22 protein-coding genes are annotated in these 24,900 nt (G+C 63.0%); 9 read left to right on the top strand and 13 right to left on the bottom strand.

Features of this window, described 5'->3' with window-relative positions; all coding sequences use genetic code 11:
• The 5 genes from AC0L2Z_RS14845 to AC0L2Z_RS14865 all read right to left on the bottom strand — a co-directional run.
• Positions 1-1,634 (bottom strand): efflux RND transporter permease subunit (locus AC0L2Z_RS14845; RefSeq protein WP_473628507.1); only part of this gene is annotated, 1,634 nt, incomplete at its 3' end.
• 2 nt (positions 1,635-1,636) lie between these two features.
• Positions 1,637-2,815, bottom strand: a complete 1,179-nt coding sequence (locus tag AC0L2Z_RS14850; RefSeq protein WP_023797016.1) for an efflux RND transporter periplasmic adaptor subunit — start codon at positions 2,813-2,815, stop codon at positions 1,637-1,639.
• Positions 2,816-2,935: 120 nt separating this feature from the next.
• The gene (locus tag AC0L2Z_RS14855) at positions 2,936-3,070 is read right to left on the bottom strand and encodes a hypothetical protein (RefSeq protein ID WP_473628509.1); all 135 of its coding nucleotides are present in this window, start codon (positions 3,068-3,070) and stop codon (positions 2,936-2,938) included.
• Positions 3,071-3,215: 145 nt separating this feature from the next.
• Positions 3,216-5,489: a xanthine dehydrogenase family protein molybdopterin-binding subunit gene (locus tag AC0L2Z_RS14860; protein ID WP_473628510.1), complete on the bottom strand. Its 2,274-nt coding sequence runs from the start codon at positions 5,487-5,489 to the stop codon at positions 3,216-3,218.
• Positions 5,490-5,491: 2 nt separating this feature from the next.
• Positions 5,492-5,953, bottom strand: a complete 462-nt coding sequence (locus AC0L2Z_RS14865) for a (2Fe-2S)-binding protein (RefSeq protein WP_473628511.1) — start codon at positions 5,951-5,953, stop codon at positions 5,492-5,494.
• A 117-nt stretch (positions 5,954-6,070) separates the two neighbouring features.
• On the opposite strand from AC0L2Z_RS14865, the gene AC0L2Z_RS14870 reads away from it, so the two are divergent.
• Positions 6,071-6,667: a TetR/AcrR family transcriptional regulator gene (locus AC0L2Z_RS14870; RefSeq protein ID WP_473628513.1), complete on the top strand. Its 597-nt coding sequence runs from the start codon at positions 6,071-6,073 to the stop codon at positions 6,665-6,667.
• A 13-nt stretch (positions 6,668-6,680) separates the two neighbouring features.
• On the opposite strand, the gene AC0L2Z_RS14875 is transcribed toward AC0L2Z_RS14870, so the two are convergent.
• From AC0L2Z_RS14875 to AC0L2Z_RS14885, 3 genes are all read right to left on the bottom strand, one after another.
• Positions 6,681-7,811 carry a patatin-like phospholipase family protein gene (locus tag AC0L2Z_RS14875; RefSeq protein WP_473628515.1) on the bottom strand — a complete coding sequence of 377 codons (1,131 nt, stop codon included), beginning with the start codon at positions 7,809-7,811 and terminating at the stop codon, positions 6,681-6,683.
• Between the two features lie 37 nt (positions 7,812-7,848).
• A complete protein-coding gene (locus tag AC0L2Z_RS14880) occupies positions 7,849-8,631 on the bottom strand; it encodes a 3-hydroxybutyrate dehydrogenase (RefSeq protein WP_128182015.1) in 783 nt (260 codons plus the stop codon).
• 189 nt (positions 8,632-8,820) lie between these two features.
• Positions 8,821-9,510 (bottom strand): TetR/AcrR family transcriptional regulator, encoded by a 690-nt coding sequence (locus AC0L2Z_RS14885; RefSeq protein ID WP_473628620.1) that lies wholly within the window; start codon positions 9,508-9,510, stop codon positions 8,821-8,823.
• Between the two features lie 100 nt (positions 9,511-9,610).
• Here AC0L2Z_RS14885 and AC0L2Z_RS14890 point away from each other — a divergent pair, with 100 nt between their 5' ends.
• On the top strand, positions 9,611-10,057 hold the full coding sequence (locus AC0L2Z_RS14890; protein ID WP_031254057.1) for a hypothetical protein: 447 nt from the start codon (positions 9,611-9,613) through the stop codon (positions 10,055-10,057).
• 93 nt (positions 10,058-10,150) lie between these two features.
• On the opposite strand, the gene phaR is transcribed toward AC0L2Z_RS14890, so the two are convergent.
• A complete protein-coding gene (phaR, locus tag AC0L2Z_RS14895; protein ID WP_023797007.1) occupies positions 10,151-10,774 on the bottom strand; it encodes a polyhydroxyalkanoate synthesis repressor PhaR in 624 nt (207 codons plus the stop codon).
• A 312-nt stretch (positions 10,775-11,086) separates the two neighbouring features.
• On the opposite strand from phaR, the gene AC0L2Z_RS14900 reads away from it, so the two are divergent.
• The 6 genes from AC0L2Z_RS14900 to AC0L2Z_RS14925 all read left to right on the top strand — a co-directional run bounded on the left by AC0L2Z_RS14900 (position 11,087) and on the right by AC0L2Z_RS14925 (position 19,318).
• Positions 11,087-12,265 (top strand): acetyl-CoA C-acetyltransferase, encoded by a 1,179-nt coding sequence (locus AC0L2Z_RS14900; RefSeq protein WP_023797006.1) that lies wholly within the window; start codon positions 11,087-11,089, stop codon positions 12,263-12,265.
• A 123-nt stretch (positions 12,266-12,388) separates the two neighbouring features.
• Positions 12,389-13,114, top strand: a complete 726-nt coding sequence (phbB, locus tag AC0L2Z_RS14905; RefSeq protein WP_128176216.1) for an acetoacetyl-CoA reductase — start codon at positions 12,389-12,391, stop codon at positions 13,112-13,114.
• A 777-nt stretch (positions 13,115-13,891) separates the two neighbouring features.
• Entirely contained in the window at positions 13,892-17,278 is a 3,387-nt protein-coding gene (locus AC0L2Z_RS14910) for a helicase-related protein (RefSeq protein ID WP_473628518.1), read from the top strand.
• 14 nt (positions 17,279-17,292) lie between these two features.
• Positions 17,293-17,679, top strand: coding sequence for an RNA-binding S4 domain-containing protein (locus AC0L2Z_RS14915; protein ID WP_473628519.1), 387 nt, complete (start codon positions 17,293-17,295; stop codon positions 17,677-17,679).
• Between the two features lie 251 nt (positions 17,680-17,930).
• Entirely contained in the window at positions 17,931-18,269 is a 339-nt protein-coding gene (gene fdxA, locus AC0L2Z_RS14920; RefSeq protein ID WP_023803892.1) for a ferredoxin FdxA, read from the top strand.
• A 467-nt stretch (positions 18,270-18,736) separates the two neighbouring features.
• Complete coding sequence (locus tag AC0L2Z_RS14925) at positions 18,737-19,318, top strand: CarD family transcriptional regulator (RefSeq protein WP_473628520.1); 582 nt, start codon at positions 18,737-18,739, stop codon at positions 19,316-19,318.
• A gap of 104 nt (positions 19,319-19,422) precedes the next feature.
• Here the strand turns inward: AC0L2Z_RS14925 and AC0L2Z_RS14930 are convergent, their stop codons facing one another.
• The 3 genes from AC0L2Z_RS14930 to AC0L2Z_RS14940 all read right to left on the bottom strand — a co-directional run bounded on the left by AC0L2Z_RS14930 (position 19,423) and on the right by AC0L2Z_RS14940 (position 21,808).
• A complete protein-coding gene (locus tag AC0L2Z_RS14930) occupies positions 19,423-20,196 on the bottom strand; it encodes an amino acid ABC transporter ATP-binding protein (protein ID WP_473482282.1) in 774 nt (257 codons plus the stop codon).
• Entirely contained in the window at positions 20,193-20,873 is a 681-nt protein-coding gene (locus tag AC0L2Z_RS14935) for an amino acid ABC transporter permease (RefSeq protein WP_128170983.1), read from the bottom strand. The genes AC0L2Z_RS14930 and AC0L2Z_RS14935 overlap by 4 nt, the downstream gene beginning before the upstream one ends.
• Before the next feature lie 161 nt (positions 20,874-21,034).
• Complete coding sequence (locus AC0L2Z_RS14940; RefSeq protein ID WP_128170982.1) at positions 21,035-21,808, bottom strand: amino acid ABC transporter substrate-binding protein; 774 nt, start codon at positions 21,806-21,808, stop codon at positions 21,035-21,037.
• Positions 21,809-22,151: 343 nt separating this feature from the next.
• Between AC0L2Z_RS14940 and AC0L2Z_RS14945 the strand changes: the two genes are divergently transcribed.
• On the top strand, positions 22,152-23,015 hold the full coding sequence (locus AC0L2Z_RS14945) for an RNA polymerase factor sigma-32 (protein ID WP_027152930.1): 864 nt from the start codon (positions 22,152-22,154) through the stop codon (positions 23,013-23,015).
• A gap of 236 nt (positions 23,016-23,251) precedes the next feature.
• On the opposite strand, the gene AC0L2Z_RS14950 is transcribed toward AC0L2Z_RS14945, so the two are convergent.
• Complete coding sequence (locus AC0L2Z_RS14950; RefSeq protein WP_473628621.1) at positions 23,252-24,679, bottom strand: M48 family metalloprotease; 1,428 nt, start codon at positions 24,677-24,679, stop codon at positions 23,252-23,254.
• Between the last annotated feature and the right edge of the window lie 221 nt (positions 24,680-24,900).

Raw genomic sequence — 24,900 nt, forward strand, 5'->3', positions numbered from 1 at the left:
GGCTCGACATTCGGGAAGAACTCGACGCCGGCGCCGTATTTCGAATAGGCAAAGCCGACACCGAACAAGAGGCCGACGGTGAGCAGAAGCACGGTGATGGGAAAGCGCACCGCCTGCTTGACCACTGCCATGTACCAGCCGTCGCGGTTGTCGCTCTCGTGATGCGGCGGCGCCTTGGCGAACAAGGCGCCAAGCGCCGGTGCAAAGACCAGTGCATAGAGCATCGAGGCCGAGAGCGTGACGATCAGCGTGATCGGCATGTATTTCATGAAGTCGCCGATGATGCCCGGCCAGAACAGCAGCGGCGAAAAGGCGGCGATGCGCGTCATCGTCGCGGCGATGACCGGACCGGCCATGCGCTTGGCGGCAAGCGCGAACGCCTCTGCCTTAGGCATGCCTTCGCTCATCCGCCGCTCGGCGAATTCGGTGACGATGATGGCGTCGTCGACCAGCATGCCGACCGCCAGGATGAGGCTGAACAGCACGATCATGTTGATCGTGTAGCCCATCATGGCCAACAGCAGGATGCCGATCAGGAAGGACGATGGAATGGCGAGGCCGATCAGCAGCGAGGCGCGGCCCGACAGCGCGTAGAGAATGACGATGAACACCAGGATCACGGCGATCATGACGTGGTTCTGCAGATCGCCGAGCAACTGGTTGACGAAGACCGATTTGTCCTGCGTGTAGGTGACGTGCATGCCTTCCGGCATGGTCTTTATGAAGGCATCGGACACGGCCCTCACCTGGGCGATCGTGTCGATCAGGTTGGAGCCGATGCGCTTCTTCACCTCGATGGCGATCGCCGGCTTGCCGTCGAGACGGGTCACCGTCTCGGCGTCCTTGAAGGTGGAGCGGACGGTGGCGATATCCTGGGCCTGCACCACGGCATTGGGGCCGGCGACGATCGGAAGCGCCGCCACGTCCTGTGGCGTTTCGATCAGCGACGGCACCTTGACGGCGTATTTGCCCTCGGACCCTTCAATGTTGCCGGCGGCGACAAGACTGTTGGAATCGCCGACCGCACCGATCAGCTGCTCGAGCTGCAGCCCGTAGGAAGACAGTTTCATCGGATCGATGACGACTTCGACGAGATCGTCGCGGGCGCCCTGCAGCGAGCCTTCCAGCACGCCAGGCACTTCCTCGATGCGGTCGCGCAACTCGCGCGCAGCCGTCGTCAGAACGCGCTCGGGCACCTCGCCCGACAGCGTCACGACAAGGACGGGGAACTCGGAGACGTTGACCTCGGAGACCACAGGCTCCTCGGCTGCCTGCGGCAGGTCGGCCTTGCCGTCCTGGACCTTGCTGCGCGTGTCCTGCAGCGCCGTCGCCAGATCCGTCTGCGGGTGGAATTCGACCAGCACATAACCGCCGCCCTGGAAGGCGGCCGAACGCATCTCCTTGAGCCCCTTGAGGCTCTTCAGCTTGGCTTCCATCGGCCGCAGCAGAAGGCGTTCCGAATCCTCGGGCGAGATGCCCTGATAGATCAGGCTGACATACATCATCGGAATCGGAACGTCGGGTTCCGCTTCCTTCGGTGTCGACTGATAGGCGACCGCACCGGCAAGGATGAGGAACACCAGCACCGAAATGGTCAGCCTGGCATTGCTGATTGCGAGTTTGACGATATCCATGATTACTGCGTCCCGGCCGTCGCTTCGCCCAGCAGCTTCTGAATGGTCGCCTGGTCGGCCTCGACCGGCTTGACCACTTCGCCTTCCTTCACCAGTTCCTGGCCGGCGACGATGATGCGCGCATCGGCAGGGATGCCGCCGAGCACCAGGCCGGTTGGCGTATCGTCGACCAGATCGATCGGGAAGAACACGACCTTGTTATCCTTGTCGACGGCGCGGATGCCGAGATCGCCCTTGTCGCCCAGCGTCACCACGGAGCGCGGCAGCATGACTGCGTCGGTCGGCTGCGCGCTCAGCGCGATCTCGGCGGTCATCCCGGCCGGAATGGTGCCCTCGGGGTTGGGGATTGCGATCTCGACCCGGAAGGTGCGGGTGGCGGACGAGGCGTCGCGGCTGATATAGCGCACGGTGCCCTCGACATTCTGGCCGCTGACCAACCGTACCTTCGCCTTGTCGCCGATCTTCAGATAGCCGAGATCACGCTCGCTGACCTCGCCGCGGGCGATCACAGGGTCGAGGCTCAGAATGGTTGCCACCTCGCCGCCCTGCATCACGGAACTGCCAAGCTCCACCGGCACCCGGTCGATGACGCCGTCGAACGGAGCCCTCACCTCATTGCGATCAAGCTGGGCTTGCATCGCTTCCAGCATCGACTGCGCTAAGGTCAGGGTGGAGCGAGCGTTGTCGAGCTGCAGCTTGGGCAGATTGCCGGTTTTCGCCAGCCGCGAGGCCGCATCGAGTTCGGCCTGACGCTGCGCGACAAGCTGCTTGGCGTTGCTGAGCGCCGAAAGCTTTTCCTCGGTGGCAAGCATCAGCACGAGGTCGCCCGTCTTGACGTGCTGTCCTTGCTTGACCGGCAGCTTGTCGATGATGCCGTCGACCCGGGTCGCCAGCACCGCGCGCTTGTCGGCTTCGGTCAGTCCGGAAATGCGGATGGCGCGCGCATAGGTACGCCTGGGCGGGGTTAAGATCGCGACGGTGCGCAACGGCGCCTTGGGCTGCTCTGCCTCAGCGGGCTTGGCCTTGCCGGCGTCAGGCGCCTTTGGCTGCTCGACCTCCCCCGCTTTGGGTTTGTCGGCGGCCGCGCTGCCGACGGACGAGAACTCGCCCGTCGCCATCCAGGCAGCGAACCCGACAAGCACAACAATGGCTGCAAGCTTGTGAAACCTGTACTTCGGCATCGTCATTTTTCCAGTGCGCGGGATTCGGCCAGGCCGCGTCTTGTAACTCGGGCGCGTCGCCGATATGGGTGCGCGCAAGGCCGTGTTCAACTTGCCGTGATCGGCGAACGAGCTTCTACATCAAAGTTGCACCGCAATATAGTCAGAAATGTTGATGGGTAATACTTCGCTGGGCAGGATGCGGCCGCCGCCATGAGGCGCGCCGGACCAGCGCAGCCGTTCGTCTGCGAACATCGCATTCGGCGCAGTGCGCATGCGAAAGTAACCGCCAGAACGCGTCCCTCGGGCAAACCCTTGGCTGCAATCGACCGTCATCGGTGCCGTACGCGGCTTGCCAGTGCCTTTGGTAAAGGCGCCAGCAAAACAGCATGGCAGCAACTGTCAGCATGATGGGAATATTTCATGCAAAGGTCACCTCCTTTGACAAGGGCAGTGTCCGGATGCGCTTGCCGGTCAGTGCGAAGATGGCGTTGGCCAGTGCCGGTGCCGCCGGCGGTGTGCCGACTTCGCCAACACCGCCCATCTTGTGAAAATTCTCCAGGATGGCGACTTCGAACGCAGGACACTGGGAGATGCGCATGGCGTCGTAATCGTGAAAATTCGACTGCTCGACCATGCCGTCGGCGAAAGTAATCTCCTGGCCCATCGCCGCCGACAGGCCGAAGATGGCGGCGGAGATGAGCTGCGCCTCGATGATATAAGGATCGAGCGCGGTGCCGACATCGGCGGCGATCCACACCTTCTCGATGCGGATTCCGGACGGCGTGTCGGCAACCTGAACGATCTCGCCGACCCAACTGCCGAACGACAGCGTGAACGCCATGCCCTTGGCCTTGCCGGCGGGCAGCGCCTCGCCCCATTTCGCCATCTCGGCGACCTTCTCGACCACCTTCACCGCTGCCGGATAGGCAGCCATCAGCGTCTTGCGCAGCGCGACCGGATCGGTTTTCCCGGCGGTGGCGATCTCGTCCATGAAGCCCTCATGAAAGAAGCCGTTGATCGAGCAGCCGACCGATCGCCAGAAGCCGACCGGGATGGAGGCGGGCGCAGCAATGCCGCTGACCCGGTAATGCGGGATGGTGTAGGGCTGGTCGTAGGCCCCATCGACAATGGACTTGTCGGGGCCAAGCGGCGGGATCGAGGGAAACAGCCGGCGCAAGGTGCTGGCTATCACCGATGGCGAGGCGATTGTCATGTCGACGGCGACCGGTATGCCGTCGTTGCCAAGCCGCGCCTGGAATCTGCCGACCGAAGCCGGCCGGTAGGCGTCGTGGCGCATATCCTCCTCGCGCGTCCAAATCACCTTGATTGGCCGGCCTGCCGTTTCTTTCGCCATCAGCGCGGCACAGAGCGCATAATCCACCTCGATACGTCGGCCGAAGCCGCCGCCCATGAAGGCGGTGTGGACGCTGACCTTGTCCTGCTCAATGCCGACAGCATTGGCGCAAAGCTGCCGCACCAAGGTCGGCGCCTGGTTGCCGCACCAGATGTCGAGGACGCCGTCCTTCAGCCGCGCCGTGGCGTTCATCGGCTCCATCGTCGCATGTGCCAGATAAGGCACGCCATAGTCGGCCTCGACGATCCTTTCGCGCGGCGCGTCGGCGAAGGCGGTATCGACATCGCCATCGTCGCGCATCACCGACCCTTTTGTGCCGAGCGCCTGCTTCAGCACCTCGGAAATGCCGGCGCTGTCCAGCGGATATTCGGGATCGGCCCATTCGGCGTCGATCGCCTCCGCCGCCTTGAACGCCGCCCAGGTGTTTTCGGCGATGATGCCGAAGCCGTGGCCGTAATTCGTGTCGATCGGCACGATCTTGATCACCCCAGGCATTTTCTCGGCGTTCGAAAAATCCGCCTTGACCGGCTTGGCCCAGAAGCGCGGGCTCATCTTGACCGTGCCGTACAGCATCTCCGGCAGCGTCACGTCGATGCCGAAGATCGGCGCCCCGGTGACCTTGGCCAGCATGTCGATGCGTTTTTGCGGTTTGCCGAGCAGTTTCCAGCCGGCTTTGTCTTTGAGCCTGATTTCCGCGGGCGGCGCCATCGTCGCAGCGGTCGCAGCGACCGCGCCATAGGTCAGCGACTTGCCCGATGCCTTGTGCAGGATCGAGCCGTTGGCCGTTTCCAGATCGGCGGCAGCTATACCGAGCTTTTGCGCGGCCGCTGCAATCAGCATCTGCCGCGCGGCGGCGCCTGCCTGCCGCATCTTGCCGAAACCATCGAGCGTCGATGTCGAACCGCCGGTGCCTTGCAGAGCGAGGAATTTTCCGGCCACGCCCATGCCGGCGCGCACTATTTCCGCGGACATGCTTTCATCGAAGAAGGCGAACGGACCGCCCTCTTCCAGGATCGCCGCATTGAAATAGGCGTAGGAGGCCGGGCCGTGCTCGACCTTGATCTGGTCGAGCCCGACATCGAGCTCTTCGGCAACCATGGCAGCAAGCGTCGTCGAGATGCCTTGGCCCATCTCGGCGCGCGGCGCGACGATGGTGATGGTGTTGTCGGCGCCGATTTTCACATAGGGGTTGAAGGTCGCTTCATCAGCCGCGAGGTCGCCTTCCAGCGGATTCGGAAAAGGCTTGCGATAGTAGTAATAGCCGACGGCGACGCCGCCCGCGATGGCAGCGGTGCCGATGAGAAACGTGCGGCGGGCGATCTTTCCGACACTGGCCATGGTCAGATTCCCGCCGTCTTGAGGACGACCGCTCGTCTGATCGCCGCACGGATCTTCGGGTAGGTGCCGCAGCGGCAGAGATTGCCGCCCATGGCATCGTCGATATCGGCATCGGTCGGCTCGGCAACCTGGTCGAGCAGCGCCACCGCGCTCATGATCTGGCCGGCCTGGCAGTAGCCGCACTGGGCGACCTGCTCTTCCAGCCATGCCTGCTGTACCGGATGCAGTCCGCCTTCGGTGCGGATGCCTTCGATCGTGGTGACCGCGCCGGTGACCTCACCGACAGGCAATGAACAGGAGCGCACCGGCTGGCCGTCGACATGCACCGTGCAGGCGCCGCAGGCGGCGATGCCGCAGCCAAACTTCGGCCCGGTCTTGCCCACGAGATCGCGCAGCGCCCACAGCAGCGGCATTTCGGGATCGGCATTGACGTCGAATGCTTGCCCGTCGACGGTGAGGCGCATGGGGATACCCTTTGTTGTCGTCCACAGCCCGGGCAGGCCGGTCGGCCATTCGCCCTGATACATCTTGACAAATTACGTCATTTTGTCAATAGAGCTTTTGCAGGATAAAGTCGCGCCATGATCGAGATCGAGGACATCGCCACCGACCCCAAGCGCGCCCGCATTCTGGACAGCGCGATGAAGGTGTTTCTGGCCTATGGTTTCGCCCGCACCACCATGGACGACATCGCGCGTGCCGCCGACATGTCGCGGCCGGCGCTTTATCTCCAGTTCAAGAACAAGACCGATATTTATCGCGCTATTGCCTTGATGCTGCTCTCCCGCTCGCTCGAGCAGGCGAAAACGGCACTCGCCGGCGAAGAACCATTTGCCGGGCGCACGATGCGGGCCATCGACGAAGCGCTGATCTCGATGACGCGCACCGTCCACGGCTCGCAGCATGGCGCGGAACTGCTTGACATGAAGTCGAGTCTCGCCGACCTGATCGGCTGCTGGCGCAGCCGGTTTGCCGAGCATATCGCCGTAGCGATCCAGAGCGAAGCCGGACGCAATGGCGTCGATCTCACCGCCAAGGGCTTGTCGGCAAAATTGCTGGCCGACATGCTGCTCGACGGGCTGGAAGGCATGAAGATGCGCATCAGCGATCCGGACGAGCAGCGGCGGGCTGCGGCCGCGCTGATCAAGGTGATCGATCTAGCCTTGCAAAAAAACTGACAAACAAAACGCCTCAGGCTCGGCGACGCGCTGCCTCGGGCTTCTTGCGTGCTGCAAGGAACTCCTTGACCCGCCGCCCCGGTGCCGGTCCACGCATCGGCTTGAAGCCGTCGTCGAGCTCGCCTGAGAGGTCAAGCGTCGGGCGCTTGCCGACGGCGTCGTAATTCTCTTCCAGCCAGTCGCTGGCGGCGGTGCGGCCAAGGTCGCGCATATAGGTCAGGAAGGCCCATTCGGCATTGACCTTGGACGATGCCGACAGGTCCTTGAATGCCTCGTCGGCATCGATGCGGTGCATGCGGATGTCGCGGTATTCGCCATGCGGCAGCCGGCCGGCGGCAATCAGCTCCTTGATGAAGGCGATCGAGCGGAATTCGCGCAAGAGTCCGGCGTTGAAGGTGATCTCGTCGATGCGATTCTGGATTTCGTTGGCGCTCTTCGGCGTCCCCTCGCGGACCACCGGATTGATCTGCACCAAAAGCACGTCCTCGGCGGCAGTCGTCTTGAAGAACGGGAACAGCGCCGGATTGCCGCCATAGCCGCCATCCCAGTAGGGCACGCCCTTGATCTCGACGGCGCGGAACAGCTGCGGCAGGCAAGCCGACGCCATCACCGTGTCGAGATCGATCTCGCCATCGGAAAAGACGCGTAACTGCCCGGTCTCGACATTGGTCGCGGAGATGAACAGCTCCATCGATTTGCAGGCGCGCACATTGCCGAAATCGATCTCCTGTTCGATCACGTCGCGCAGCGGGTTGAGGCCGAGCGGGTTGGCGACATAGGGCGAAAACACCCGCGACATGGTGTCGAAAAAGAGATAGCCCGGCGTGTTCTCGATCGACCAGTTGCCCCAGGCGACGTCCCACGGCATGCGCTGCACCGGGCTGAACCGGCCCTTCCGCGCCACCGCGCGCCAGAAATCGTCGAGCTTCTGCCGCGCGCCCTCGACGCCGCCGCGGACGAAGCCGTCGGCCAGCGCCACCGCGTTCATGGCGCCGGCGCTGGTGCCCGAAACCGCCGCGATGTCGAGCCGTCGGTCCTCCAGCAGCTGGTCGAGCACGCCCCAGGAAAAGGCGCCGTGCGAACCGCCGCCCTGCAGCGCGACGTTGATCTTCTTGGGCTCCTCCGCCTTGCCGTTTGTCGTCATGGCGTTGTCCTTGATCTGTAGAGAGCCATTGGATGGATCACTGCGCGGTCCAGCCGCCGTCGACCGAGATTTGCGTGCCGTTGATCTGCGCTGCCGCATCCGAGCACAGGAACACCGCGGCAGCGGCAACTTGCTCGACCGTGACGAATTCCTTGGTCGGCTGTCTGTCGAGCATGACCTCGCGGACCACCGTGTCGCGGTCCATCTTGTTCGCCTTCATCTGGTCGGGGATCTGCGCCTCGACCAGCGGCGTCAGCACATAGCCGGGACAGATGGCGTTGCAGGTGATCTTGTCGCGCGCCAGTTCCAAAGCGACCGTCTTGGTCAGTCCCATGATGCCGTGCTTGGCCGCGACATAGGCCGATTTGAACGGCGAGGCGACCAGCCCATGGGCCGAGGCGATGTTGACGATCCTGCCGCCGCCGGCTTCTCTCATCAGCGGGATGGCGGCGGCGATGGTGTGAAAGGCCGACGACAAATTGATGGCGATGATGGCGTCCCACTTCTCGACGGGAAATTCTTCCACCGGCGCGACATGCTGGATGCCGGCATTGTTGACCAGGATGTCGACCGAGCCGAAGCTCTCGGCTGCCTTTGCGACCAGCGCCCGGCATTCGGCCGGCTTCGACATATCTGCCTTGATGTAGACAGTCTTCACGCCGTGATGCTTGGCGATCGCATCGGTGACGGCCTGGTCGTCGGCCGTGTCTGAAAAGGAATTGACGACAATGTTGCAGCCATCGGCCGCGAGCGCATGGGCGATTGCCAGGCCGATGCCCGAGGTGGAACCGGTGACGATGGCGGTTTTTCTGCTGGGCAAGGCGAAATCCTTCATTACGGCGCCAACGGACCATATTGCAGTGCAGCATATATGTCTCGTGTGGCGCAAAAACAGCGGCACTCAGTGGCGATGACATGAAATTTTTGTCATGAAAGAGGACACCCTCACTCGAAGCTGTGCGCCTGACACCAATGCGAAGACAGGTTTTGCAGTGCGAAGACAGTTTTGTCAGCGATCCCCGGAAGCCACTTCAGGGCGCTCGTGAGATTGCGTTTCGGGATTTGTCATCTGGCTGATGAAAAGACGCAGAGCTTTCCGTACAGCGAGCGATGGCGGCTCGGACGGATGCCACTCCGGGAAATGACCATCAATCGCCATGCGTGCCAGGCCGTAGACAAATGCGCGGGCGGCAAGCACCAGATGATCGAAGTCGGTGTCCGGGGCAAGCCGACCTCGTTGTTGCGCTTGGGTCAGCAGGGCGATCATTTTCCGGCGAACGGCTTCATTCTGATCACGAAGACTGTCCGACGCGTCGAAATCGATCAGCGTCCGAGAACTGATGATCTGGAAATGCGTGGGATTGTTGATCGCCCACTCCAGATAGCCTTGCCCGATCGCTTCGAAGGCCACAATGGGATCTGCGCTGCCGACTTTGGACTGTGCATCGGCAACGGCCTCGGCCAGCCGGTTCATCGCCTGTTCGGCGACGGCGGTCAGCAGTGCTGATTTCGAGCGGAAATGCCGGAATGGCGCGCCGGGCGAAACGCCGGCACGTTTTGCCGCCTCGCGCACCGAGACATGCTCTGCTCCGCGCTCTTCGATGATCTCTACGGTGGCAGCGATCAAGGCCTCGACCAGATTTCCGTGATGATAGCGCTTGGGGTTGGCGGCTTCGCCGGAATCCGTGGGGCTGGTCATGCCTGCCAATAGCACGACGCCGATATGTAATCACTGATTATTTTCTTGCGTCCAGGCGTTTCATATGTAATCAGTGATTACAAAATCAATGGAGGTTACCATGCTTCGCATCATCGCAACGACTGCCCTTGCTTTCTGTTTACTGTCGCTCGGGTCTGCCCAGGCCGAAGATCGGCCAACCCTGCAAATCGTCTGGCCGGCGGCCGGTTCGGTCATCGAACTCGGCAATGACCCAGAGAAGGCGATAGGCGTCGTCGTCAGCAGCAACTTCACGCTTCTGCCAGCAGGTGAATGCGACGGCGTCAGCCAATGCGGCCATTTGCATATGAAGATCGATCCCGCCGGAGATACCTGCAACATCCCCGGCAAGCCGTACAACAGCATGAACAGCGACTTTGGCGGCGATCTTGTCAAGGCTCGTTTCGGCCATTGCCCGGATGCCGCCGGCAAGCATGTGATCGGCGTCCTACTTGCCGATGATCATCACAAGCCCATTCTCGTCGACGGCAAACCCGTTACGGCTCTGGTGACGGTGACAACGAAATAGCGCGGGTCGGGCGGCACTCAGCCTCATTCGAGCGGAGATTTCTGATACGGCCTGCTGATGAGAGATTTCGGCCGGGCTTGGTCTGGCCGGCGATCACGACATCGTGTCGAGCTTGCGCTGCATGGCGGCGATCTGTTCCTTCAGTTCCTGAAGGTCGTCGGGCTTTTCCGACGTCTCTTTCCTGGCCGGCTCCGCCGGCGCTGCGGAAGTGCCATTCGAGCCTGCGGGTGGGCCAGCGGGTGGGAATGGCGTGAACAGGCGCATGGCGTTCTGGAACATTTCCATATTGCGGCGCGTCTGCTCTTCCAGCGCCTTGATCGGCGTGGTGATCTTCATCATGTCCAGCGGCGACTTGCCCAACGCACCCTTCATCTGCTCGCGGAAGCGTTCCTGCTCCTTTGAGAAGGCGATCATCGACTGTTCGAGGAAGCTCGGCACGATCATCTGCATCTGGTCGCCGTAAAAAGCGATCAACTGGCGCAGGAACGGAATCGGCAGCATGTTCTGCCCTTCCTTGTTCTCCAGTTCAAAGATGATCTGGGTCAGCACCGGATGGGTGATGTCGTCGCCGGTCTTGGCGTCCTGGACGGTGAACTCCACGCCCTTCTTGACCATTTCGGCAAGGTCCTCGAGCGTCACATAGGTGCTGGTGCCGGTGTTGTAGAGGCGGCGATTGGCATATTTCTTGATGATAATCGGTTCGTCTTTCGCGGCCATCAGCATCCTCCCGGGACACCGGCGCACTTGAGGTAAGCTGCCGGTAACGATTGCGCCTTTTCAAGGATATGCGCAAAAGCGTCACAATTCCAAGCGGTTTGTGCAGTGCGGCATCAATTAATGCTGCACGGCGGGCTAAAAATGCTGCGCAGCAATGGGCCGGCTGTATCCACCACGATGCGCAACCTGCTTGCGGCGCATGGCCGGTATGCCCATTTCCGGTTTGACTTGGATCATTGAAAGGGCAAGAAAAGCCCTGACGATACAAACTGCGATACCAAAACCTCGATACCTCGAAGTGTGGAGAAGAACATGTCCGCTGCCATCGTTGTCGCCAGTGCGGCGCGCACGCCCGTCGGTTCCTTCAACGGCGCCTTCGCCGCCACGCCGGCGCATGAGCTTGGTGCCGTCGTCATCAAGGAGTTGCTGTCCCGTGCCGGTGTCGAGCCGGCGGAAGTCGACGAGGTCATCCTCGGCCAGGTGCTGACCGCGGCTCAGGGCCAGAACCCCGCCCGCCAGGCATCTATCGAAGCCGGCCTGCCAAAGGAAACCACCGCCTGGGGCCTCAACCAGGTTTGCGGCTCAGGTCTGCGCGCTATTGCTCTCGGTATGCAGCAGATCGCGACAGGCGATGCCAAGGTGATCGTCGCCGGCGGGCAGGAATCGATGTCGCTGGCCCCGCACGCTCAACACCTGCGTGCCGGCGTCAAGATGGGCGACTACAAGATGATCGACATCATGATCAAGGATGGGCTGTGGGATGCCTTCAATGGCTACCACATGGGCAACACGGCCGAAAACGTCGCTCGCCAGTTCCAGATTACCCGCGAGGACCAGGACCAGCTCGCATTGGCCTCCCAGAACAAGGCAGAGGCCGCGCAGAAGGCCGGCAAATTCAAGGACGAGATCGTGGCCTTCACCGTCAAGGGCAAGAAGGGCGACACCATTGTCGACCAGGACGAATATATCCGCCACGGCGCCACGATGGAGGCCATGACCAAGCTGAGACCGGCCTTCGACAAGGACGGCACGGTGACCGCCGCCAATGCCTCCGGCATCAATGACGGCGCCGCCGCCGTGCTGCTGATGACCGAAGCCGAAGCCGCAAAGCGCGGCATCACGCCGCTGGCGCGCATCGTGTCCTGGGCGACCGCGGGTGTCGATCCGCAGATCATGGGCACCGGGCCCATTCCCGCCTCGCGCAAGGCGCTGGCCAAGGCCGGCTGGTCGGTCGGCGATCTCGACCTGGTCGAGGCCAACGAAGCCTTCGCCGCCCAGGCCTGCGCCGTCAACAAGGACATGGGCTGGGATCCGTCGATCGTCAATGTCAATGGCGGCGCCATCGCCATCGGCCACCCCATCGGCGCCTCCGGCGCCCGCATCTTCAACACGCTAGTTTACGAGATGCGCCGCAGAAGTGCCAGGAAAGGTCTCGCCACGCTGTGCATCGGCGGCGGCATGGGGGTCGCCATGTGCGTGGAAGCGCTGTGAAGTCATCTGCAAAGCGCCGTGAGGACGGAGCGAGCAAGCCGTGAAACAGTCGGTGGCGAACAGGCTCCGCCGTTAGAGCGTTCCCCTTTCGCCGCCCGCCGATCGAGAAAAAGGGAGGATATTATGACAAAGGTAGCACTCGTCACCGGTGGGTCGCGCGGTATTGGCGCCGCGATTTCGATCGGCCTGAAAAACGCCGGCTATCAGGTCGCCGCGAACTACGCCGGCAATGACGAAGCGGCGCAGAAATTCAACGTGATGACCGGCATTCCGGTCTACAAATGGTCGGTCGCCGACTACGATGCCTGCGCCGCCGGCATCAAGCAGGTCGAGGCCGATCTCGGCCCGGTTTCCGTTCTGGTCAACAATGCCGGCATCACCCGCGACGCCATGTTCCACAAGATGACGCGCGAGCAATGGAAAGAGGTCGTCGACACCAATCTTTCCGGCGCATTCAACATGACGCACCCGCTGTGGGTCGGCATGCGCGACCGCAAGTTCGGCCGCGTCATCACCATCTCCTCGATCAATGGCCAGAAAGGCCAGACCGGCCAGGTCAATTATTCGGCGTCGAAGGCCGGCGATATCGGCTTCACCAAGGCGCTCGCCCAGGAAGGGGCGCGGGTCGGCATCACCGTCAATGTCATCTGCCCCGGCTACATCGCCACCGAGATGGTCAGGGCGATGGACGAGAAGGTGCTCAATGAGCGCGTCATCCCGCAGATCCCGGTCGGCCGCCTCGGCGAGCCGGAAGAGATCGCACGCTGCGTCGTCTTCCTGGCTTCCGACGATGCCGGTTTCATCACCGGCTCGACCATATCAGCCAATGGCGGCCAGTATATCACCTGAGGCGTCATGTCACCTGAGGCGTCGGCCTGTTGCCGGGGACTGTTGCAGCCCGCTGCGGCAGCGCTATGCCATGGGAGAGGCTTGAACCAGGCCGTTTTGCATTGCTGGCAGCCTGGTCAGCGACTGCGCCGACCGATGGGCGTGACGCCGATTTGTGCCGAAGCGGCACGCAAAGGTTAACGGCGGCCGTGCGGCCTGTGCAAAACCCTGTTCCCCCCCTGTGGATAACAGGTGGAATACCTGTTCACGATACTACATATGGGGGTGAACAAACCGGGAAACATGCTCCGGCGCCGATTCGTCGCCGTTTCGTTCCGGCTTTGAGCGCAGAGTTAAACGACAAAGGCTGAAAAACATCCCCAAATGGTTAAGGCGCGTTAGGAAAGATTAATTATTTCAAAATGTTGGATGACGCCGGCCGACCTGCGTCGATCGTTCAGCGGCAAAGGTTAACGGCGACGTCAGCCCTGCATGAAACGGGCCAGTTCGGCGATTCAGCATGTGGTGAGACTCGCAGGCGAGAAATCCAGATGTAGCCGTGAACAAACCCTGAATCTGCGCGAGTCAGCGATTCGTAGCCGATTCGTTCCAGACTCGTTCCAACTGTTAAATCGGAACGGCGGAACGGCATTTCGACGCCGACGGAAGGCTTCGAGCTGCCATCGGAATATTCTGCTTTCGCTTCACGCCCAAAATCCCTATGTGTCGGCTGTCACCCGCGCCACCACGGGGCGCGCTCCCGACAACGCGAGGCAGAGAGCCTTAATTTCCAGGTCGATGAACATCCAGCCGAAACACACTGAGCCACTGATCCTGTCAGGCCGCGACGTGACCGCTGTGCTCGGGCCGACCAACACCGGCAAGACCCATCTCGCCATCGAGCGCATGGTGGCGCATGAAAGCGGCATTATCGGCCTGCCGCTCAGGCTGCTCGCCCGCGAGGTCTATTCACGCGTCTGCGAGAAGGTCGGCGCTCACAAGGTGGCGCTCATCACCGGTGAGGAGAAGATCCAGCCCGACGGCGCCAGATATTCGGTCTGCACCGTGGAAGCCATGCCGCGCGAGACCGACGCCGCCTTCGTCGCCGTGGACGAGGTCCAGCTGGCCGGCGATCTCGAGCGCGGCCACATCTTCACCGACCGCATCCTGCATCTGCGCGGCCGCCAGGAGACGCTGCTGCTCGGCGCAGCGACCATGCACGGCATCCTCCAGCGTCTGCTGAAGGGGGTGTCGGTGGTGACGCGGCCACGGCTGTCGCATCTCGCCTATGCCGGCTCCAAGAAGCTGACCCGCCTGCCGCGACGTACGGCGATCGTCGCCTTCTCCGCCGACGAGGTCTATGCCATCGCCGAACTGATCCGCCGCCAGCAGGGCGGTGCGGCAGTCGTGCTCGGCGCGCTATCGCCGCGCACCCGCAACGCGCAGGTGGAGCTGTTCCAGTCGGGTGATGTCGATTATCTGATTGCCACCGATGCGATCGGCATGGGCCTCAACCTCGATCTCGATCACGTCGCCTTCGCCCAGAACCGCAAGTTCGATGGCTACCAGTATCGCAACCTGACGGCGGCCGAGCTCGGCCAGATCGCCGGCCGCGCCGGCCGCCACTTGCGCGACGGAACTTTTGGCGTCACCGGCCAGGTCGATCCACTGGACGAGGAACTGGTCAAGAAGATCGAGGCGCATGATTTCGACCCGGTGAAGGTGCTGCAATGGCGCACCGCGCGTTTCGATTTCGCCAACCTCGACGCGCTGAAGCGCTCGATCGAGACCAACGCGCCGGTTGAAGGCCTGACGCGCGCGCTGCCGGCGGTCGATGCGCAGGCGCTCGAACATCTGTCCCGCGACGAGGACATCCGGGCGCTTGCCACCGACGCCAGGCGCGTCGCGCTGTTGTGGGAAGCCTGCGCCCTTCCCGATTACAGGAAGATCGCCCCGGCTCAGCATGCCGACCTGATCGCCTCGATCTACATGGACCTTGCCAGGCATGGCCATGTCGATGAGAATTACATGGCCGAGCAGGTGCGCCGCGCCGACACCACCGAGGGCGATATCGACACGCTGTCGCACCGGATCGCCCAGATCCGCACCTGGACTTTCGTTTCCAACCGGCCCGGCTGGCTGGCCGATCAGGCACACTGGCAGGAAAAGACGCGCGAAATCGAAGACAGATTGTCGGATGCGCTGCATGAGCGGTTGACGAAACGCTTCGTAGACCGCAGGACTTCCGTCCTCATGCGGCGCCTTAGAGAAAATACCATGCCTGAAGCCGAAATCAGCCCAACCGGAACCGTCCTCGTCGAAGGCCACCATGTCGGCGAGTTGCAGGGGTTCCGCTTCACCGCCGACCAGAGCGCCGGCGGCGAGGACGCCAAGGCGGTGCGCACAGCAGCCCAGAAGGCGCTTGCAGCCGAATTCGAGGCGCGGGCCGAACGCTTCGGCGCCTCGGCCAATGGCGACATCGCGCTCGGCTCCGACGGCACGCTGCGCTGGATCGGCGCGCCGATCGGCACGCTGGTCGCAGGCGACGAGCCGTTGAAGCCACGCCTGGTGCTGCTGGCCGACGAGCAGCTCACCGGTCCCGCCCGCGACAAGGTCGCGGCGCGCGCCGAGCGCTTCGTCAATTTCCAGATCGAGTCGCTGCTGAAGCCGCTGGTCGACCTCAAGAACGCCGAGCAGATAACCGGCATCGGCCGCGGCATCGCCTTCCAGCTCGTCGAGAATTTCGGCCTCATCAACCGCCGCGACATCGCCGAGGAGATGAAGTCGCTCGACCAGGAAGGCCGCGCCGCCCTGCGCCGGCTCGGCGTGCGCTTCGGCGCCTACCACGTCTTCGTGCCGGCGCTGATCAAGCCGGCCCCGGCCGGACTGGTGACGTTGTTGTGGGCGCTGCAGAACGACGGCAAGGACAAGCCTGGCTTTGGCGACGTGGTTCACGCGCTGGCCTCCGGCCGCACCTCGGTGGTCATCGATCCCACCTTCGACAAGACCTTCTACAAGCTGGCCGGCTACCGCAATCTCGGCCGTCGTGCGGTGCGCGTCGACATCCTCGAACGGCTGGCCGACCTGATCCGGCCCGCAACCAACTGGAAGCCGGGCCTCGGCCAGCGCCCCGACGGCGCCTATGACGGTCAGTCCTTCATGGTGACGCCGCCGATGATGTCGATTCTCGGCGCCACGGCCGACGACATGGAAGAGATTCTGAAAGGCCTCGGCTACCGGGCCGAGCCGAAGCCGGCTGTCGAGGTGAAGGCACGGCTCGAGGCACAGGACAATGCCGCGCGCGAAGCCGCCGCGGCCAAGCAGGCGGCGGAGGCACAAGCCGAGCAGGCCAAGGCAGCGGAAACCGCGATTGCCGACGCAGCCGCCGAGGCGCCGGCCGACAGTCCAGAGCCGGATGCAGTGGCAGAAGCCACGGCGGAGGCTCTCGCGGAACCCGCTGCCGAAGCGGAACCTGTCGCAGAAGCTCAGCTGCAAAGTCCGCCTGAGGTCACGGTAGAGGGACTGCCTGCAGCTGAAGCCGCAGCTCGAGAGGCAGCACCCGAAACCGCCGTGCTTGAGGTCGCACCGGCGGAGCCGGCTTCCGAAGCCTCGCCCGCAACGGCAGCAGTCTCGGCCGAACCTGCCGCGGCGGCGGAAGCCGCCACCGGCGAGGCTGCTCCAGAGGCCGAGAAAGAGGCAGAGGAACCAAAACCCATCCTGTTGTGGCGGCAGGGCCGCTTCGACCAGCGCCCACGCCACCGCCACCACGACAACCGGCCCCGTGACAGGGACAATCGCCCGCGCAGCGGACAAGCAGCGCGCGATGGCCGCAGCAACGCGCCGGCAGAGGCCGGGCAGCAGGCCGGCGCTCCAGGCGACCGGCCCGCCCGTGAAGGACGCCGCAACGGCGACGGCGCCGGCAAGCCGCGCTTCGACCGCAGCAAGTTCAAGCCCAAGCCCCAGGGCGAGCCAGGCGAACGGCGCGACGGCAAGCCGCAGGGCGAGCGCCCCGATCGTCGCGAAAGCCGGCCCGACTGGAAAGGCGGCAGGCCGGACGGCAAGGGCGGCGCGCCTGGTGGAAAGCCCGCGTTCCAGCCGAAGCCTCGCGAGGAGCGTCCGGTGCGCTTCGACCCAGATTCCCCCTTCGCCAAGCTCGCCGCGTTGCGCGACCAGCTGAAGAAGTAAGTTCGTTCGCTCCGATGGTCACTGATGCCCGCCAGCGCATCGACAAATGGCTGTTCTTTTCGCGTGCGGTGAAATCGCGCTCGCTGGCGGCGAAGCTGGTGGTGGCCGGACGCGTTCGCATCAATCGCGACAAAGCAGCGCAGGCCTCCGATCTGGTCCGCCTCGGCGACGTCCTGACCATCACTCTCGAGCGGCGCATCTTCGTCTGGAAGGTGCTCGGCACCGGCAGCCGGCGCGGTCCCGCCGAGGAAGCGCGCTTGCTCTACGAGGATATCTCGCCGCCGCCGGCACCAAAGGGCGAGCCCGTTCGCGATGCGATCCCCGCACTGCGTGATGCCGGCAGCGGCCGCCCGACCAAGAAGGAACGCCGGGAAACCGACCGGTTGTTCGGCGACGACTGACGCATAACCGGCTTTCGTCGCATCACCGGCAGGAAATCCATTCCGGAAACACCGGCATCACGCGCAATGGCTGCCCTTGCAAGCGGCAGGCAAAGACGTTACCTCACCAAGAAAGCCTACCGCATCGGCCCACAAATCGATATCGATTTTCCAAGAGCACGATGCGTGGATTCAAAGTGTTAGAGCGTACCTTATGCGTCCGATTGGACGCCACGTCGCCCTGATAAAACGGGACGTCCCGGAGCCGACCGATGACCTATGTCGTGACCGATAATTGCATAAAATGCAAATACATGGACTGCATCGAGGTCTGTCCGGTCGACTGTTTTTATGAGGGCGAGAACATGCTCGTCATTCATCCCGACGAGTGCATCGACTGTGGCGTCTGTGAACCGGAATGCCCGGCCGACGCGATCAAGCCGGACACCGAGCCAGGGCTCGACAAATGGCTGCAGATCAACACCGAATACGCCGATAAATGGCCCAATATCACCGCCAAGAAGGAGCCTCCGGCCGACGCCAAGTCCTTCGATGGCGAGGCCGGCAAGTTCGAAAAATATTTTTCTCCCGAGCCCGGCCAGGGTGACTAGCGCTCGACCGCGAAAATCGAAATCGATTTTCGGAAGGACTATGCGCCAGATCAAAGTGTCACAGCGTCCTTGCGCGTCCAAAACGAGCGCGTGGCACCGTAATGGCGACGCTGGTTTGATCGGCGTCACGCGTGCTGACAGGCACCGCACGTTAACTGCCTTGACAGGCGGAGATCGCGCTTGACCTTCGCGCGTGCAGCAAAACCTTGATTCTTCCGACTTTTTGTGCTACACGAACCAAACATGCCGGTGACACAACGTCGATTTATGGCGCAAACGCCCCAAATCACTGAAAGGTGAATTTTTCAATCCGGACCAGAGTGATCTGGGGCAGGCAGTCGCGACTATGCGATTTGCCGCCCTCGGCTTTTCCGGTGGGTTCGTAGTTGTGCGGCTAACGATCGGTACCCGATCGCGCGAGTTCGACCGGCAGAATGCCGGTTCCACACCAAGGAGTTCATGGCGTAATGGCAACAATCACCCCGCAGAAGAAGTCCAACGCAGCGCGTCACGGTTTTAAGACGGGCGAGTACATCGTCTATCCGGCGCATGGCGTCGGCCAGATCGTCTCGATCGACGAGCAGGAAGTTGCGGGCCACAAACTGGAACTGTTCGTCATCGACTTCCAGAAGGACAAGATGCGTCTGAAGGTCCCGGTCGCCAAGGCGACCTCCATCGGCATGCGCAAGCTGTCGGAAGAGGATTACGTCGATCGCGCGCTGAAGGTCGTGCAGGGCCGCGCCCGCGTCAAGCGCACCATGTGGTCGCGCCGCGCCCAGGAATATGATGCGAAGATCAATTCCGGCGACCTGATCTCGATCTCGGAAGTTGTGCGCGACCTCTACCGCGCCGACAATCAGCCGGAGCAGTCCTATTCCGAACGCCAGCTTTATGAGGCGGCACTCGACCGCATGGCGCGCGAGATCGCGGCCGTCAACCGCATGTCGGAAACCGAAGCGGTGCGCCTCATCGAGGTGAACCTCAACAAGGGTCCGAAGCGCGGCGCCAAGGCCGACAACGAAGAAGCCGAGCAGGAAGAAGCAGCCTGAGCGCTTCTCGCCTTCGAATTTGGAAAAACCCGGCCTCGCGCCGGGTTTTTTTGTTGTTTGTGATGGTCACCCCAAAACCGCTACGCCGTTTTGGGCGACATGCATTAACCTTCGCCGCCGCCTTCCTTCTCCGCCTCCTGCTTCAGCGTCGCGATGAACCGCTTGGTTCGCTGGCGCTCCGGATTGCTGAACAAAACCGCGGCGGGGCCTTTCTCGACGACGCTGCCGGCGTCGAGGAACACCACCTCGTGCGCGATTTTGGAGGCGAGGCGCAAATCATGCGTCGCCATCACCATGGTGGTGCCCTCGCTGGCGAGCTGGCCGAGCACGTCGACCACCTCCTGCGCCAGTTCCGGATCGAGCGCCGAAGTCGGCTCGTCGCACAGCAGCACTTTCGGCGATGGCGCCAGCGCCCGGGCGATCGCCACGCGTTGCTGCTGGCCGCCTGACAACGTCGCCGGCCAGGCGTCGGCCTTGTGCGCCATTCCAACCTTTTCGAGCAGGGCGAGCGCCCGCTCGCGCGCTCGCCCGGCCGGCCATTTCAACACCGTCACCAGCCCCTCCATGACGTTTTCGATCGCCGTGCGGTGCGGAAACAGCTGGAAATTCTGGAACACCATGCCGGTCTGCAGCCGCAGGCGCTGGATAGCCGTGCCGGGAACCTTGCCGCCGGGATGGAATTCGAGCGCGTCGTCGCCGATGCGCACCGTGCCCGAGGTCGGGATCTCGAGCAGGTTGATGCAGCGCAGAAGCGTGCTTTTCCCACCTCCCGAGGGGCCGACAAGGGCGGTGACGCTGCCTTCCTCGATGGTGACGGTCACGCCCTTCAGCACGAGATTGTCACCAAAACGCTTCTCGATGTCGGTGAGGCCGATCATGCGCGCGCCTCGAGGAAGCCGCCATAGCGGTTGAGCCGCTTTTCCAGGCGCGTCTGCAACGCCGACAGCACCGAGCTCAGCGCCAGATAGAGAGCCGCCGCCTCGACATAGAGGATCAGCGGCTCATACGTGGTGGCGACGATGCGCTGCGCCGCCTGGAACATCTCCGGCACCGTGATGGCTGCGGCCAGCGATGTGTCCTTGACCAACGAGATGAAAGTGTTGGACAGCGGCGGCACCGCGACGCGGCCCGCTTGTGGAAGGATAGTGCGTCGCATCGCCTGGCCCCAGGTCATGCCGATCGAATAGGCCGCCTCCCACTGCCCCTTCGGCACCGAGCCTATGACGGCGCGGATGATCTCCGACGTATAGGCGCCGATATTGAGTGTGAAGCCGATCAACGCGGCTGAAAAGGCGTCGAGCAGGATGCCGACCGAGGGCAGGCCGTAGAAGATCAGGAAGAGCTGCACCAGAAGCGGCGTGCCACGGAAGATCCAGACATAGAAGCGGACCACGGCGACCAGCGGCTTCGGGCCGAACAGCCGGACGAGCGCTGCGACCAGTCCTACGAAGAGACCGAATGCGAACGACAGCAGCGTTAGCGGCACGGTGAAGATCAGCGCGGCCCATAGCAGCGTGGGCAACGAATCCAGCATCAATTGCAGCCAGTGCGGCACGAAAACTCTCCTTGCGAGATTGCCGCCCAAAAATCGGCCCGGCAGCATCGAGGCGCGACCATAGTGTCGTCATATCACGCCAAAAGCGGCGGCCGTCAAAGACGGCTCGCCGCGATACTTTGCCATGCGGGCCGGCAACCGGCCCGCTCCGGGAAATGCGCTTACTTCGAAACGTCCTGGCCGAAGTAAGTGTCGGCGATCTTCTGGTAGGTGCCGTCGGACTTGATATCGGCCAGCGCCCGATTGATGGCGGCGACCAGTTCCGGATCGCCCTTGCGCACGAGGACGCCGGAATAGTCGGCATTTTCTTCCTGCGCGGCGATCTTTACGTTGGCGCCGGGTTTGTGCTTCTTGAAATCGAGGAAGGACAGGCTGTCGTTGATGGTGGCATCGGCGCGGCCGGTAAGAAGCAGCTGGATCGATTGGTCGAAACCATCGGTACCGACGAGTTCGGCGCCGTTCGCTTCGGCGAGCTTGCCGAAATTCGAGGTCAGCGACTGCGCCGCCTTCTTGCCCTTCAGGTCGGCAAAGCTCTTGATGTCGGTATTGTCGCCGCGCACGATCAGCACCGCCTTGGAAGCAATATAGGGATCGGAGAAATCATACTTGGCCTTGCGCTCCTCGGTGATGCCGACCTGGTTGATAACGGCGTCATAGCGCTCGGCGTCGAGGCCGGCGATCAGCCCATCCCATTTGCCTTCGAGGAATTCGGCCTTGACGCCGAGTCGCTCGGCGATCGCCTTGGCAATCTCGACGTCGAAGCCGACCAGTGCGCCCGAGGCATCATGATAGGTGAAGGGGGCATAGGTACCTTCCGTGCCGACCTTGAAGACACCGGCCTGCTTGATCTGATCGAGATTGGCGCCGGCATGGCCTGATGTGCCTGCCAGTACCTGCAGTGTTGCGGCGACGATAAGCGATTTGAGCCATTTCATTTTTCTGTGATCCCGTCATTGGCCGGCGTCCGGGGCCGGCGTCCGGCGCATTGTGAGCGCCGGAAACTGACAGATGCAGCCTGGCGAAATAAGGAACCAGATTTCAAAAATGAGACACTTTCGAAATCCAATTCTCAAAACCACATCGACTCACGCCAACCGGCCGAGGAGCGACCGCCGCATCGAGCTTTCGAACAGTGCAATCCACGCGACATCAGCGGCGGAACCATTCGCGCGGGTGGCACGTTTGTTGGCTGTTGTAGGGCGCGGCGTCGCCAATTCAACCACGATGCCAGCTCAGGGCGAGCGATCGCACCGCAACGCCCGGAACAGGGAGCGTGGCATGATGGAAGATACGGCAGGGCGAACCATGGTCCGCGCGGCGATGAAAGCCCCCTATCTCGAGCGCGACGAGGAGCATGTTCTCGCGCTGCGCTGGAAGGAAAACAACGACCAGCAGGCACTGCACCAAATCGCCATGGCGCATATGCGGCTGGTTATTTCCATGGCCTCGAAGTTCCGCCACTATGGCCTGCCCCTGGGCGACCTGGTGCAGGAAGGCCATGTCGGCCTGCTGGAGGCAGCGGCCCGTTTCGAACCGGAGCGCGAGGTGCGGTTTTCGACCTATGCGACATGGTGGATCCGTGCCTCGATGCAGGACTATATCCTGCGCAACTGGTCGATCGTGCGCGGCGGCACCAGTTCGGCGCAAAAGGCGCTGTTCTTCAATTTGCGGCGCCTGCGCGCCCGCTTGGCGAACGGTGCCGAGCCGATCTCGAACACCTCGCTCTACCGCGAGGTGTCGGTGGCGCTCGGCGTCTCCGAGGCGGATGTGGCGATGATGGACTCGCGCCTTTCGGCCCCGGACAGTTCGCTCAACCAGCCGCTCGCCGACGATGCGGGCGCCACCGAGCGAATGGATTTCCTGGTTTCGGACGATCCTTTGCCGGACGAAGTCGTGGGCGACACGATCGATGTCGAACGCCGCTCTATCTGGCTGAAAACCGCGCTCGGCGCGCTCAATGCCCGCGAGCTCAGGATCATCGAGGAACGCCGGCTGAGCGACGAGGGCGCGACGCTCGAAGCCCTCGGCGAGGCGCTTGGCATCTCCAAGGAACGCGTCCGCCAGATCGAGGCACGCGCCATGGAAAAGCTCAAGATAGCGCTGGTGAAGCAAAACCCCGAGTTTCTGGCGACCGCCGCCTAGGGTGTGTTGAGATTCAAGTCAGGACGAGTCGGAGTCGAAGACGGGCGCGAAGCGACCAAACCAGGTGGTTTCCGAGAACCGGAGCGGAGCGTACATAAAGTACGTGAGCACCGGCCTACGCCGGCCGGAGCCTTAACTGCCGCGACCGCTCATGAGTGCTCCGGCCGGCGAAGGTCGGAAGCGCAGGACAGGAAATTGCCGTTTGCGGGCCGGCATCACCTGAATATCGACACACCCTATCTGTCGGTGATGATCTTGACCTTGTCGCCGGCCGAAACGGCTGCGCCGGGCGACATTGCATTGAGCACCCTGAACAGGTCGAGCTTGCGGTCGACGCCGACCATCTGCGCCGCGAGCGAACCCATGGTCTGTCCGGGCCGGACCGTGACGACGCGGATATGCAGCGGCTTCAGCTCTGCTTTTTCGGCTGCGCTCAAGATCCGGAACGAGCCGCTGACCGAGCGCGCCACCGCGTCCAGCGAGGTGCTGGCGGAGGGGGCTGCCGTCAGCAGCCGGTAGACCTGGCCGCCGGCGCGGATCACCGCGATGCCGAACTGCCAGCCCTCGGCGCTGGCATGCGCCGTCGCCGCCTCGTTGCCGTTGATTGTTTCCTGGCGCACGCTGCTTTCGTCGAGACCGGCCACCCAGCCGCTGCGGAGGTAGTCGGTCAGCGATCGGTTCCTGTCGATCGAGACGCCGTCGAAGCGGATCGCTATGTCGCCCGGCCCGGTTGCCGTCACCGCCGCGGCCGAGTTGTCGATGATGAAGCCGTCGGGCACCGAGAACGACACGCCGAGCCCCGGATGCAGGAAGGTTTCGCCACGCACATAGCCTTCCTCCGGCGTATCGCCGTAGAGCAGCCCGTCTATGCCGGCGAGGAAGGCGTCGCGGTCGCGCGTGCCGACGCCGGGCGCGCCGAACTGGCGGGCATGCCGCTGCGCCAGATCGATGCGTTGCGGCGTGTTCGGGTGCGTTGCCAGGAAGTCGAGGCTGGCATCGGTGGCGCCGCTGATCGAGCGGAAATCGGTGTAGGCCGACATGGACTGCAGGAAGCGGCCGGCGGCAAACGGATCGAAGCCCGCCTCGCCGATCGACTTGATGCCGATGCCGTCGGCCTCCAGCTCCTGATTGCGCGAGAACTGGGCAAGCCGCAGCTTGCCGCGGATCAGTGCCGCCTTGGCGGTCGGGCTGTCGCCGAGCACATCCGAGACGACTTTTGTCGCAAAGCCTTCCTCGGCCTCGAGCTGCTGGCGCTGCAAGCCGTGGTTTGCAGTGACATGGCCCATCTCATGCGCGATGACCGCGGCGAGCTCAGCCGAATCGTTGGCCAGCGCCAACAGGCCGCGCGTGATGTAGAGATAGCCGCCAGGCAATGCGAAAGCGTTGACGTTGGGCGAATTGAGGATCGTGATGCGGTAGGTCTGGCTCGGGTTGGCCGAAACCACCGTCAGGCTGCCGACGACCTTGGCGACCATGCGCTCGAGCTTGGGATCGGAATATTCGCCGCCATAGGTCGCGAGGATGCGCGGATGCTGCGCCTTGGCCATTTCGGCGACCTTGCTGTTGGCGGCAACATTGTCGACGGTGACCGGTTTGCTGGAAGGCTGGAAGCCGGATTCCTGAACGCCCGGAGGCGTGAACATCTGGCAGCTTGCCAACGCCATGGCAAAGCCGGCCAGCGCCAGGAAGCGCGCCAGCGGTTTCCCTCTCACTCTGTCTGTGCCGGTCGGCAGAACAGCTTCCTTTCGGCTCTCAGCACATGGCCCGAAAATCGGGCATCGATTTTCAGATCATGCGCAAAATCAACTGCCACAGCGTCCTTCGAGCCCACGAGCGCGGATGGCACCGTAGTGGCAAATCACAACCTATGCCGGACCAGTATCGG

It is taken from the genome of Mesorhizobium sp. WSM4850 (genome assembly GCF_055811735.1).